The 12,617-nt window shown below is 73.3% G+C and carries 12 protein-coding genes; 8 read left to right on the forward strand and 4 right to left on the reverse strand.

Annotation, left to right across the window (positions count from 1 at the left end; translation table 11 throughout):
* The first annotated feature begins 36 nt into the window (after positions 1-36).
* Together ABD332_RS33320 and ABD332_RS33325 are read left to right on the forward strand one after the other, a co-directional pair.
* Positions 37-1,431, forward strand: coding sequence for a class II 3-deoxy-7-phosphoheptulonate synthase (locus tag ABD332_RS33320; RefSeq protein WP_344506307.1), 1,395 nt, complete (start codon positions 37-39; stop codon positions 1,429-1,431).
* Entirely contained in the window at positions 1,424-2,455 is a 1,032-nt protein-coding gene (locus ABD332_RS33325) for a threonine aldolase family protein (RefSeq protein ID WP_344506308.1), read from the forward strand. The genes ABD332_RS33320 and ABD332_RS33325 overlap by 8 nt, the downstream gene beginning before the upstream one ends.
* A 337-nt stretch (positions 2,456-2,792) precedes the next feature.
* On the opposite strand, the gene ABD332_RS33330 is transcribed toward ABD332_RS33325, so the two are convergent.
* Complete coding sequence (locus ABD332_RS33330; protein WP_344506309.1) at positions 2,793-3,671, reverse strand: deoxyribonuclease IV; 879 nt, start codon at positions 3,669-3,671, stop codon at positions 2,793-2,795.
* Positions 3,672-5,657 carry a Stk1 family PASTA domain-containing Ser/Thr kinase gene (locus ABD332_RS33335; RefSeq protein ID WP_344506310.1) on the reverse strand — a complete coding sequence of 662 codons (1,986 nt, stop codon included), beginning with the start codon at positions 5,655-5,657 and terminating at the stop codon, positions 3,672-3,674.
* Between the two features lie 89 nt (positions 5,658-5,746).
* Here ABD332_RS33335 and ABD332_RS33340 point away from each other — a divergent pair, with 89 nt between their 5' ends.
* The 4 genes from ABD332_RS33340 to ABD332_RS33355 all read left to right on the forward strand — a co-directional run bounded on the left by ABD332_RS33340 (position 5,747) and on the right by ABD332_RS33355 (position 7,361).
* Positions 5,747-6,229: a hypothetical protein gene (locus ABD332_RS33340; protein WP_344506311.1), complete on the forward strand. Its 483-nt coding sequence runs from the start codon at positions 5,747-5,749 to the stop codon at positions 6,227-6,229.
* A gap of 108 nt (positions 6,230-6,337) precedes the next feature.
* Positions 6,338-6,694: an Rv2175c family DNA-binding protein gene (locus tag ABD332_RS33345; RefSeq protein WP_344506312.1), complete on the forward strand. Its 357-nt coding sequence runs from the start codon at positions 6,338-6,340 to the stop codon at positions 6,692-6,694.
* 2 nt (positions 6,695-6,696) lie between these two features.
* A complete protein-coding gene (locus ABD332_RS33350) occupies positions 6,697-7,029 on the forward strand; it encodes a lycopene cyclase domain-containing protein (RefSeq protein ID WP_344506313.1) in 333 nt (110 codons plus the stop codon).
* Complete coding sequence (locus ABD332_RS33355) at positions 7,026-7,361, forward strand: lycopene cyclase domain-containing protein (protein ID WP_344506314.1); 336 nt, start codon at positions 7,026-7,028, stop codon at positions 7,359-7,361. The genes ABD332_RS33350 and ABD332_RS33355 overlap by 4 nt, the downstream gene beginning before the upstream one ends.
* Here ABD332_RS33355 and ABD332_RS33360 read toward each other — a convergent pair.
* Together ABD332_RS33360 and ABD332_RS33365 are read right to left on the reverse strand one after the other, a co-directional pair.
* Entirely contained in the window at positions 7,297-8,361 is a 1,065-nt protein-coding gene (locus ABD332_RS33360) for a polyprenyl synthetase family protein (RefSeq protein ID WP_344506315.1), read from the reverse strand. The two genes, ABD332_RS33355 and ABD332_RS33360, sit on opposite strands and share 65 nt — an antisense overlap.
* 890 nt (positions 8,362-9,251) lie before the next feature.
* Complete coding sequence (locus ABD332_RS33365) at positions 9,252-10,703, reverse strand: NsdA family TPR-like regulatory protein (RefSeq protein ID WP_344506316.1); 1,452 nt, start codon at positions 10,701-10,703, stop codon at positions 9,252-9,254.
* A gap of 185 nt (positions 10,704-10,888) precedes the next feature.
* On the opposite strand from ABD332_RS33365, the gene metF reads away from it, so the two are divergent.
* Positions 10,889-11,806: a methylenetetrahydrofolate reductase [NAD(P)H] gene (gene metF / locus ABD332_RS33370; protein ID WP_344506317.1), complete on the forward strand. Its 918-nt coding sequence runs from the start codon at positions 10,889-10,891 to the stop codon at positions 11,804-11,806.
* On the forward strand, positions 11,787-12,476 hold the full coding sequence (locus ABD332_RS33375; protein ID WP_344506318.1) for a CDP-alcohol phosphatidyltransferase family protein: 690 nt from the start codon (positions 11,787-11,789) through the stop codon (positions 12,474-12,476). Before metF ends, ABD332_RS33375 begins: the two co-directional genes overlap by 20 nt.
* The last annotated feature ends 141 nt before the right edge of the window (positions 12,477-12,617 follow it).

Here is a 12,617-nt window from a genome sequence, read left to right on the forward strand (position 1 = left end):
ACCCGTCCGGGCCGAGGGGTCGGTAGGCTTTTGCGTATGCGGCAGGAGTGGCACCACTTCACATACCCCGGTCCCGAGATCTCCCGAGTGGCCGTCGCGGGCAACTCCGAGGACGACGAGTTCGGTCTCGACCACTGGCGCGCCCTGCCCCGTGCGCAGACCCCGCCGTGGCCCGACCAGGCGGCGGTCGACGAGGTCGGCCAGCTGCTGGCGTCGGTGCCGCCGATCGTCGCGCCCTACGAGGTCGACCAGCTCCGCGAGCGGCTCGCCCTCGTCGCCGACGGCAAGGCGTTCATGCTGCAGGGCGGCGACTGCGCCGAGACGTTCGCCGACAACACCGAGGCGCACGTCCTGGGCAACGCCCGCACCCTGCTGCAGATGGCGGTCGTGCTCACCTACGGCGCGTCCCTGCCCGTGATCAAGCTCGGCCGGGTCGCCGGCCAATTCACCAAGCCGCGCTCCGCGGCCCTCGATTCGCTGGGGCTTCCGGCGTACCGCGGCGACATGATCAACTCGTTGGACCAGGACCCTGAGGCCCGCATCGCCGACCCGCAGCGGATGATCCGCGCCTACGCCAACTCGTCCAGCGCCATGAACATGCTCCGGGCGTACCTCGGCGGCGGCATGGGCGACCTGCACGCCGTCCACGACTGGAACAAGGGCTTCGTCGTCACCTCGCCCGCCGGCCAGCGCTACGAGGCGATCGCCCGCGAGATCGACCGCGCGCTGCGCTTCATGCAGGCCTGCGGCGTCAACGACGACGAGGCGCTGCGCACCGTCACCCTGTACTGCTCGCACGAGGCCCTCGCCCTGGAATACGAGCGGCCGCTCGCCCGGATCGCCGGCGGCCGGCCGTACGGGCTGTCCGGGCACTTCCTGTGGATCGGCGAGCGCACCCGCCAGATCGACGGCGCTCACGTCGACTTCATGTCGCGCATCGCCAACCCGATCGGCGTCAAGCTCGGCCCCACCACCGCCCCCGAGCAGGCCCTCGAACTGTTCGAGAAGCTCAACCCCGACAACATCCCGGGCCGGCTCACGTTCGTCGCCCGCATGGGCAGCAACAAGGTCCGCGACGCGCTCCCGCCGATCGTGGAGAAGGTCACCGCGGCCGGCTGCCGCGTCGTCTGGCAGTGCGACCCCATGCACGGCAACACCCACGAGTCGTCCAACGGGTACAAGACCCGGCACTTCGACCGCATCGTCGACGAGGTCCTCGGCTACTTCGAGGTCCACCGCGAGCTGGAGACCCACCCGGGCGGCCTGCACGTCGAGCTGACCGGCGAGGACGTCACCGAGTGCCTCGGCGGCGCCCAGGCGATCGTCGACGAGGATCTCCCCGGCCGGTACGAGACCGCCTGCGACCCGCGCCTCAACACGCAGCAGTCCCTGGAGCTGGCGTTCCTCGTCGCGGAGATGCTGCGTGGCTGATGTGTTAGCGGATCTTCGTTCGGACACCGTCACCCGGCCGACGCCGGCCATGCGTCTTGCGATGGCCGAGGCGCCGGTCGGGGACGACGTGTTCGACGAGGACCCGACGCTGCACGAGCTGCAGTCCTACGCCGCGTCCCTCTTCGGCCACGAGGCGGCCCTCTTCACGCCGTCCGGCTGCATGGCCAACCAGATCGCCCTGCAGCTCGTCGTCCCGCGCGCCGGCGAGCTGCTCTGCGACGCCGACGCGCACGTCGTCACCTACGAGATGGGCGCCGCCGCCGCGTACGGCGGCATCTCCACCCGCACATGGCCCTTCGCCGGCGGTGCTCTCGATGTGGCCACGGTCGCCGGAATGATCCGCCCGGCCGGCGGCTACACCGTCGCCACCAGCGCGATCGCCGTCGAGCAGACCCACAACCGCGGCGGCGGCACCATCATCCCGCTGGAGACCCTGCAGGCGCTGCGCACCGTCTGCGACGACGCGGGCCTGCTGCTGCACTGCGACGGCGCCCGCATCTGGCACGCGCACGTCGCCGCCGGCGTCCCCCTGGCGACGTACGGGCAGCTCTTCGACACCCTCTCCGTCTGCCTCTCCAAGGGCCTCGGCGCGCCCGTCGGCTCCCTGGTGATCGGCTCCGCCGCCCGCATCGCCGAGGCCCGCCTGATCCGCAAGCGCCTCGGCGGCGGCATGCGGCAGGCCGGCATCCTCGCCGCCGGCGGCCTGTACGCCCTCCGCCACCACATCGACCGCCTCGCCGACGACCACGCCAAGGCGCGGCACCTGGCGGCGGCGCTCGCCCCGACCGGCGCCGCCGACCCCGCCCGCGTCGAGACCAACCTGGTCATGCTGGACCTGCGCGCGGCGCCGCTGGACGCGGCGCAGCTGACGGCGGCGGCCGCCGAGCAGGGCGTGCTGGTGTCACCGTTCGGCCCGCGGACGGTCCGCCTCACCACCCACCTCGACCTCACCGACGACGCCGTCTCCACCGCCGCCGCGGTCCTGACGAAGCTCCTGACCTGACCTCTCCGCTCAGCCTTTCCCGCGCAGCCTTGCTTTCCCGCGCAGCCTTTGCCGGAGATTCCCAGCCGTCGGTCGTGCCCGCTGATCGCACTCGTGCCGTCCGTGGGCCTGCCGCCGAGGCGGGTTCCGTGCGCGCGGGCGCGCGTGGGAGGCGGGCTGGAGGCTTCCGGTCCTGCGGGCCGCAGCGGCGACTCGCATGGCGGGCACGGCGTCGGATGGCGGACCTGGTCGGCGGTGCGTGCCGGTCTATTGCACCCTACATCACGCCTACTAATTGACCTTCAAGCGCGGAGTCGCGCGGTTGCCCTCCGTAATTTTACCTGCTGTAGCGGCAGGGTCAGAGGGCGGCGCGGAGCAGGGCGATGTCGGCGGCGTGGTCGGCGGACAGGTCGCCGCTGGGGGTCTCGACGATGAGGGGGACGCCGGCCGCGGCAGGGTGGCGGACCAGCTCCGCGAACGCTGCCGGGCCGATCGTGCCCTTGCCCAGTGACTCGTGGCGGTCGCGGGTGGAGCCGCAGGCGTCCTTGGAGTCGTTGGCGTGGATCAGGCGCAGCCGGCCCGGGCCGGCCGCCTTGACCAGGGTGTCGAGCGTGGCGGTCATGCCACCCGGGGAGGCCAGGTCGTGGCCCGCGGCCCAGGCGTGGCAGGTGTCGAAGCAGACGCCGAGCTGCGGGTGGTGGTCCACGGCGGTCAGGTACGCCTCCAGGTGCTCGACCCTGGACGCCAGCGACCGGCCACCTCCGGCGCTCGGCTCGACCAGCAGCGGCGGCCAGCCCTCCAGTGCGGCGCGGTCGAGGAGTGGCCGGAGCACCTTTCGTACGACATCCAAAGCCTTCTCCGCGTGGACGGCGTCGACGGCCGATCCGGCGTGGAACACCACGCCCCGCGCGCCGATCGCCTTGCCGCGGCGCAGGGCGTGCTCGAGGGTGGCGACGGAGCGCTCGACGGTCGCCTCCGTCGGGGAGCCGAGGTTGACCAGCAGCGCGGCGTGGATGTACGCGGACACGCCCCAGTCGCCGCAGCCGGCGAGGAACGCGGCGTCCTGGGCCGGGTCGCCCTCGGCGAGCGCCCAGCCGCGCGGGTTGGACACGTAGATCTGCACGGCGGTCGCGCCGGTCTGCTCGACGTAGCGCTGCGACGCCTTGGCCAGGCCACCGGCGACGAGCGCGTGCCCGCCGACCGGTGTCTCAGCCGTCCCCTGTACCGAGGCCGCCACTTAGAAGTACGCGAGCAGACGGATGCGTGTGCCCGGCGGCACCTGCGTGCCGGGCTGCGGGTCCATCTGCCGGACCGTGCCGAAGCCCTGCACGTCGACGTTGAGCCCCATCGACTCCAACTGCTGGCGGGCCTGGTCGAGCTGCTGGCCGCGGACCTCGGGCACCGTGACGAGCGCCGGGCCCTTGGAGATCTGCAGGTCGATGACCATGCCGTCGGTGACGCTGTTGCCGTCGCCGATGCTCTGCGAGACGACCTCGTCCTTGGGCTTGTCGCTGTCGACCGGCTCGATCTTGCCGATGGCGATCTTCACCTTGGTGAGGGCCTGCTTGGCCTCCTCGACGTTCTTGCCGATGACGAGCGGCACCTTCACCGGGTTGGGGCCCTTGCTGACGAAGACCTTGATCGTCTGGCCGGGCTTGACCTCGGTGCCGATCTTCGGCTCGGTCTCGACCACGTAGCCGGCGGGGACCGCGTCGTCGTACTTCTCGGCGCGGGTCGCCTGCAGCCCGGTCGCCTGGATGTCGACGAGGGCGAGGTCGTACTCCTTGCCGGCGATGTCGGGCACCTTGTGGATCTCGGGGCCGAGCGACAGCGTGAGCGTGATCGTGCCGCCGTCCAGGATCCGCGCGTGCGCGCCCGGGTCCTGGGCGAGGACCTTGTCCTTGGCGATCTTCGCGTCGAACCTCGGCGGGCCGAACTTCACCTTGAACCCGGCGGCCCTGGCCTGCTGGCCGGCCATGTCGCTGGACATCGTCGTCAGGTCGGGCGCGTCCGTGTAACGGCCGACGCCGATCCAGTACCCGCCGATCGCCACCAGCAGGCCCAGCGTCAGCATCGAGGCGATCACCGCGAGACGGGTCCGCGGGTTGGCGTTGATCTGGGCGAGCAGCTCCGCCAGCCGGGCGGCGGGCCCGACGGGCTCGGGCTCGGCGGCGCGGCGCCGGCGGGCGGGCGGCTGCGCGGGGGAGGGGCTGGGCAGCTTCGCCCACGACGGCCGGGCCGGCTCCATCGCGCCGGTGCGGTACACGTTCTGCGTCTGGGGCACCGACTCGATCTGCGGCACGATCACCGTCGGCTGCGCGAGCGGGCGCGACCGGGTGGCGATCTCCATGCCGATGCTCTCGCGGACGGCCTGCACCTCGGCGAGCATCGCGCCCGCGTCGGTGGGGCGGGCGCCGGGGTCGCGGCGGGTCGCGCGGGTCACCAGGTCGTCGATGGCCGGCGGGAGTCCCGGCACGTACCGCGAGGGGAACGGCACGTCGCGGTCGACGTGCTGCCACGCGACCTCGACCGGGCGGTCCGCCTCGTAGGGCACCCGGCCGGTCAGCATCTCGAAGAGCACGATGCCGGCGGAGTACACGTCGGTGCGCGGGTCGGCGTGCCCGTCGGTGACGAGCTCCGGCGCGACGTAGGCGACCGTGGCCATGAGGTGCGAGCCGGTCTCGTCGGCGCTGGCCTCGACCGCGCGGGCCAGGCCGAAGTCGGCGACCTTGACGACGCCGTCGATGATGTTGTGCGAGTCGCCGGGGGCCTCCGCGACCAGCACGTTCTCCGGCTTGACGTCGCGGTGGACGAGACCGGCGCGGTGCGCGGCGGCGATCGCGGCGAGCATCTGCTCCATGATCGCGAGGGCCTCCTGCGGCTGCAGGCGGCGGCGCTCGGCGAGCACCTCGCGCAGCGTGTGGCCCCGCACGAACTCCATGACCAGATACGGCAGCCCGTGGTGGGTGCCCTGGTCGTACACCGCGACGACGTTGGGATGGGTGAGCCGCGCGATCGTCTTCGCCTCGTCGGTGAACCGGTTGACGAACTTCGGATCGTGCGACTGTCCAGGGTGGATGATCTTCAAGGCGACGGTGCGCTCTAACCGCTCGTCGAGTGCGGTGTAGACCGTCGCCATGCCGCCCTTGGCGACACGGGAGCGAACGCGGTAGCGCCCGTCTACAAGCGCACCGAGAAGGGGATCGGCGACCGTGGTATCCATTGGCTGCGAGTGTACGGCTGGTGAACCGGATTCCTCAGCCTCCTGCCATACCACCATTGGTTTGTCCCTGTTTCGGGGTCTTTGAGGTCGTGCGGGTTGGCGACGGCGTCGATACGGACGGTGACGGACTGGCCGTCACGCTCGGGCTGGGGCTCGTCGACGACGACGGCGTGCCCTCCACCGTCTTCGTCGTCGGCACCACCGCCGGCGGCGGCACGGCGGGGATCGCCAGGACCGGCGGCGGCGCGGACCGCCGCACCTGCGCCCGCGGCGACGCCTTCTGGGTCTCCGGCGCGCCGCCGGAGGTCTCCGGGACGGTGACCGTCGGCTCCGCCGCCGCGGCCGCCACCGACGACGCCGGCGGGGTGCGCAGCGCGGTCAGGCTGCCGGCGACCGCGAGGTACGTGCCGGCCGCCCCACCCGCGACGAGCAGTGCCACCCCGCTCGTCGCCGCCACCCGGCGCGGCCGCTCCCGGCGCGGGACGGCCCGGTGCCGCGGGGCGAACCCGGTGAACTCCGCCGTCTCCGCGGTCAGCAGCTGCGTCAGCTTCCGGCGGCTCACCTGCCGGTAGACGTCGTAGCGCGCGGAACGCCAGGCACCGGTGACCTCATGGTGGACCTTGAGCCAGAGCCCCACAGCCGTTCCCCTCCGTCGGTATGCGTCCCAGCGACATGGCACTGTGTTCCCTGTGACCGAACAACCAGTGGGCCCAACCGAGTGGCTGACCATGCCGGACGTCGCTGAACGCATCGGCATCCCGGTCAACCGGGTGCACCAGCTCGTCCGGGAGCGCAAGCTGCTCGCCGTCCGCCAGGACGGTGTGCTGCGCGTGCCGGCCGACTTCATCAGCGACGACGGTGTGGTGAAGCACCTGCCCGGCGTCCTCACGGTGTTGCACGACGCTGGGTACAACGACGATGAGGCGCTGCGGTGGCTGTACACGCCGGACGACACCCTGCCGGGCACACCCGCGGCCGCGCTGCGCGGTAACCGGGCCACCGAGGTCAAGCGCCGCGCGCAGGCCCTGGGCTTCTAGCGGTGCTCCGCTTCACGTACCTGCTGGTGCTCGCCGGCTGTCTCTTCGGCGCGCTGTGGCTCGAGCCGCTGCTGAAGGTCGGCGTGCTCCGGCAGGTGCGGCGGCTCATCCTGACCATCGCCCCGGTCGCCGCCCTCTTCATCGGCTGGGACCTGCTCGCCATCCGCGCGGGACACTGGACGTTCGACCCGGCGCAGATGGTCGGGGTCGTGTTCCCCGGCGGGCTGCCGCTGGAGGAAGTGCTGTTCTTCCTCGTCGTGCCCGTCTGCGCGATCCTCGGCTTCGAGGCGACCCGGCAGACCCTGCTGCGGCTCTCCGCGCGGCGGCGCCCATGACGTACACCATGGCCGCCGTCACCGGAGTCGTCGCCGCCGTCCTCATCGACGTCTTCGCGATCCGGAGCCGGGTGGTGCTCGGCAAGGTGTTCTGGTGCACCTACCCGATCATCTTCGGCTTCCAGCTGCTGTCCAACGGGATCCTGACCGGCCGCGGCGTCGTCCTGTACAACCCGGCCGACATTCTGGGGCTGCGGCTCGTGTACGCCCCGGTCGAGGACCTCCTGTTCGGCTTCGCGTTGATCGTGCTGACCCTGTCGCTGTGGGTCAGACTGTCCGCTGCGTCGCCGCCTGGGCCAGACCCGTCAGGACCTCCCGCGCCTCCGCCGTGAGGTGCGCCCCGTCCAACGCTCCCAGCGCCTCGGCCGTCAGGTCTGCGATGCGGCGTTCGGTACGGTCCAGTGCGCCGCTCCCGACGATGACCCCCCGCAACCGCGCGACCCCCGCGGCGTCGAGCTCCGGGTCGCCGAGCAGCTTCCACGCGTCGTCGGCACCGCCGTCCTCCATGGCGGCGGCGACCAGGTACGTGCGCTTGCCCTCGCGCAGGTCGTCGCCGGCCGGCTTGCCCGTCACGACCGGGTCGCCGAACACGCCCAGCACGTCGTCGCGCAGCTGGAACGCCTCGCCGAGCGGCAGGCCGTATCCCTCGTACGCCTTGTTCAGCTCCTCCGGCGCCCCGGCGATCGCCGCCCCCAGCAGCAGCGGCCGCTCGATCGTGTACTTCGCCGACTTGAACCGCGCCACCAGGCTCGCCCGCGCCGTCGACGTGTCCCCGGTCGCCTGCGTCTGCACGTCGAGGTACTGGCCGATCGTCACCTCGGTCCGCATCTCGTCGAACACCGGCCGCGCCCTGGCGAGCGTGTCCGCCCCGAGCCCGCTCGAGTGCAGCATCTCGTCGGACCACACCAGGCACAGGTCCCCGAGCAGGATCGCCGCCGCCGTCCCGAACCCGTCCGGATCGCCCCGCCACCCCGCCCGCGTGTGCAGCGTCGCAAACCTCCGGTGCACCGCCGGCTCCCCGCGCCGCGTCTCCGACCCGTCCATCACGTCGTCGTGGATCAGGGCACTCGCCTGCACCAGCTCCAGCGCCGCGACCGCCGCCACCACCGCGTCGTCATCGGCCCCGCCCGCGCCCCGGTACCCCCAGTACGCGAACGCCGGCCGCAGCCTCTTGCCCCCCTGCACCACGAGCGCCTCGATCGCGTCGGCAACCGGCGCGAGGGCTTCCAGCTCGATCTCCGCGAGCCTGCTCCGCCGCTGCCGCAGGAAGTCGTCGAGTGCCTGCCGCACCCGTGTGCGAAGCTCGGCCCGGTCGAGGAAGGGGTGCGTCACGGCAGAGACGCTAGCCCGAATCCGCGCGAACCGCCGCTCCGGTCCCCACCCCCGTCATCCACCCCGCCTCCCACCCGGTCCACCCGACGGACCCGCTCCACCCTGCGAAACCACTACTTCACCCACCGTGCGCCCGAACCGCACCCCACTTCGACTTGGCTGCGGCCTCGACCAGCTCCGCCCCGACCCGTCGACCTTGATCAGCTCCGCCCCGGATCCGTCGGCCTCGACCGGCCCCGCCTCGACCGGCCCCGCCTCGACCGGCCCCGCCTCGACCGGCCCCGCCTCGACCCGTCGGCCTGCCCTGACGCGTTGGCCTCAGCCCGGTCCCGTCCCCCGTCTGACCACCCTTGTCCCGTCGGTCCCGCCTCGACCCGTTAACCTCGCCCCAGCCCGCCCGTTGGCCTCGACCCGCCCCCGACCCGTCGGCCTGGGGCTCGCCGCGGACCGTTTCGGCCCGTCCCAGCCCGTCGCCCCCTGGCTCGGTCACGGGCGACGCGGTGAACCCGGCGCGTGCACAGCCTGGTGCGTCGACGGTGCAACGGCGCTCGGCGATACCCCGGCCTGCGAGTCCAAGGTCCAGCCGGCCGCCCTTCCCTGAAGCTGGTCCGCCCCGCCCCATCTTGTCCACCTTGCCTTCCGCTCTGCCCGTCCACCTCGCCCCGTCCACCTCGCCCTTTCGCGCTGGCCTGTTCGCGGCGGTCCGGTTGTGGGCGATGCGGCGGACCGGCGCGTGGACAGCCCCTGGTGCGACGGTGTGCTCGGACCCCGGCGCCTGGAGCCTTTGGGGCGAATCGCAGGCCGTCCGACAGCCGCCGCCTTCGGCACCCTCGCTGTTCAGTTGTCAAGGTCGGTCGGTCTCGTCGGTGTGGTCGGGACGTCTGCGAAGGTCAGCTGGCCACCCTTCCCTGGAGCTGGTCCGGCCCGCCCGCCCGGGCCACGGCCGGCGCGGCGAACGAACCGGTGCGGGCGTGCCCCTGACGCGCCGGTGGTGGAGCGGCGCCCGGCAGACAGCCAGCGGCAGACTCGGCCAGCTCCGTGTACACGACCAGCGACGCGGGTCGCCGCCCCCGCCCTGCGGCGGCGTGCAGCGCGGTCTCCAGGGACCGGAGCTGGCGCAGGACCCGGAACGAACCGGACTCGGCGCACGTGAGCAGCGTCTCGGCGGCCGCGGTGCAGGCGGCGTCGAGGTCGCCGCCGGACAGGTGGGCGCGGGCCAGCGCCGCGCTGACCAGACCCGCGGCGCGGAACCGGACGCCCGGACCCCGCAGCGCCGCACCGAGCCGGGGCAGCGCCGCCGCGGGCCGCCCCGCCGCGGTCAGGCACAGGCCGGCCAGGGCCTCCACGTGGGCGTCGTCCAGCCAGTACAGCCACGGCGGCTCGACCGCGGAGCCTCGGCGGGCATGCGCCCGGTCCGCCGCCGCGAGGGCGCCGTCGCACGACCGTCGATCACCGGCCGCCGCGGCGGCGAACGCGGCCCGCAGCGCCAGCACGGTCGCCGTCGCCGGGTCGCACGCACCCGCGACCCGCTCGGCCGCGACCGCGGCCCGGACGGCCGCCCGGGCGTCACCACGCTCCCCGGCGGCCTGCGCGACACAGCCGAGCAGGTGCCCGGCGAGGGCCCGGTCACCGCCGGCGACCGCCGCCCGCACCCCACCCCGCACAGCGCCGTCAGGGACGGGCCGCCCCGCGTCGGCCGCGACCCAGGCATGCAGCTGCACCAGCTCAGCGGCCGCCGCCGGTGGCCCGCACCCCGCGCCGGTGGCCCGCACCGCCGACCGCAGCCCGGCGAGCACGAGCGCCACCAGCTCAGGCCCCGCGACCAGGTCGTCCATGCGCCGCAACCCGGCGATCCGCCCGCCCACGTCATCCACCTCGCTCGGGCGGGCCGTGCCCGTGCCCAGGCCCGTGCCCGGGCCGGCGCCGTGCGTCGGCAGCCCGCGCGGGACGGAGCCGGGCGGCGTGACCCGGTCCGTGGAGGCGCCGGCCGGAGCAGGGCCGGGCGGACGCGGTGCAGGCCGGATGGTCGCCGTGACGGTCGAGATCGTGGGTGCGGTCATGGTCGGCTCCCTTCGCCGGCGGGTGTGGGCCGCGGCGCGCTCCAGGTCGTCCAGCGAGGTGTCGAGCACGAGCGCGAGCCAGCACAGCCAGACCCGGCTCGGGATGCGCTCCTCCCGCTCCCACCTGGAGATCTCGTGGCGGGTCAGTGTCGGCAGCCCCGACGCGGCGCACAGCAGCCCGGCGAGCCGCACCTGCGACTTGCCCTGTGCCTGGCGCAGGCGGGTCAGCAGCACTCCGAGCGTCTCGCCCGGATGTGCGGGCGGGTCGATCCTCTGGGACATGGGTCACGACCTCCTGGCACCAGCGACCCCCGTCCTCTCGCGGTCCAGCAGGACGCCCGGCGCGCCGCAGGCCTTCGCGATGCCCGCGGCCGTCGAACCGTCCGACGTCTTTCTACCTCAGGGGTACGACATGATTCGCCGACGCGACCTCCCGGCCGCGGCGCCGGGGGCACTACAGTCGGGGCGTGGCTTCTGGACTTCCTTCTGTGATGGGTGGCGGACCCGCGGCGATCGGTGACCTGATCGCGGCAGAGGCGCCGACGTTCTCCTTCGAGTTCTTCCCGCCGAAGACCCCCGAGGGCGAGCGCCAGCTGTGGCAGGCGATCCGGGAGCTGGAGCCCCTCCGGCCGTCGTTCGTCTCCATCACGTACGGTGCGGGCGGCACCACCAGGGACACCACCGTCGCCGTGACCGAGCGGGTGGCGACGGAGACGACGCTGCTGCCGATGGCGCATCTGACGGCGGTCAACCACTCGGTGGCCGAGCTGCGCAACGTCATCGGTCAGCTCGCCGGCGCCGGCATCCGCAACTTCCTGCTGGTGCGCGGCGACCCGCCCGGCGACCCGATGGGCGAGTGGGTCCAGCACCCGGAGGGTGTCCTCTACGCGGAGGAGCTCGTCCGGCTCGTCCGCGAGGCGGGGGACTTCAGCGTCGGGGTGGCGGCGTTCCCGTACAAGCACCCGAGGTCGACGGACATCGAATCCGACACGGCCAACTTCGTCCGCAAGTGCCGGGCCGGCGCCGACTTCGCGATCACCCAGATGTTCTTCGACGCCGACGACTACCTGCGCCTGCGGGACCGGGTCGCGGCCGCCGGCTGCGACACCCCGATCGTCGCCGGTGTCATGCCGGTCACGGCCATCGGCACCATCGCCCGCTCGCAGCAGCTGTCCGGCGCGCCCTTCCCACCGCATCTCGCCGCCCGGTTCGAGCAGATCGCCGACGACCCGCAGGCGGTGCGGCGCCTCGGCATCGACCTGGCCAGCGAGATGTGCCAGCGGCTCCTCGACGAGGGCGTGCCGGGGATCCACTTCATCACGCTCAACCGGTCGACGGCGACCCGGGAGGTCTGGCAGCAGCTCGGTGTCGGCGCCCGCGTCTGACGTCCGCGACTGGGACGGTTATGCCGAGCGGTGGGCGGCGGCACACGGCGGCTACGACCCGAGGTCCGCACCGCCGCTCGTGCGGGGCTGGCTGCGCATCTCGTACGAGCTGGGCGCCGCCCTCGTCCGCGCGGGTGTCCGCAGCCCGAACGCCGTCACGGTCCTGGGCCTGCTGCTGTCCGTCGCGGTGCCGCTGACCGTCATCGGCGGAGGCGGCTGGGCGTTCGCCGGTGCGGTCCTCGTCCTGCTGTCAGCGGTCGCGGACACCGTCGACGGCGTCCTGGCCGTGGTCACCGGCAGGGCGAGCCGCCTCGGCCAGGTCTACGACTCCGCCGCCGACCGGGTCGCCGAGGCCTGCTGGCTGGTGGCGCTGGTTCTCCTCGGCGGGCCGGCCTGGCTCGCGGTGGCCTGTGGCGGCGTGATGTGGCTGCACGAGTACGTCCGCGCCCGCGCCACCGTCGCCGGCATGTCCGACATCGGCACCGTCACCGTCGCGGAACGCCCGACCCGCGTCCTCGTCACGATCTTCGGCCTCCTCGCCGTCGCGGGCGCGTCCGCCCTGGGCCGCTGGGAGTCCGCGACGGTCCTCGCGGTGCTGGTGGTGATGGCCGCCCTGACTTCTGCCGGCTTCACGCAACTCGCCATTGCCGTCCGTCGCGCTCTGTCATGACCCGGTGACGGCGCTCCATGGCTGTGACCGCGAGGTATTACCATCGGTGACGACGTCGGAAGGCGATTTCGGCGGCTGGCCGAGGGTGCGCCGCTCCAGCCGGGCCACGAAAGGCTGGCGTCACGCGGGCCACGAAAAGGC

It is taken from the genome of Dactylosporangium maewongense, from assembly GCF_039531485.1.
GTDB lineage: Bacteria > Actinomycetota > Actinomycetes > Mycobacteriales > Micromonosporaceae > Dactylosporangium > Dactylosporangium maewongense.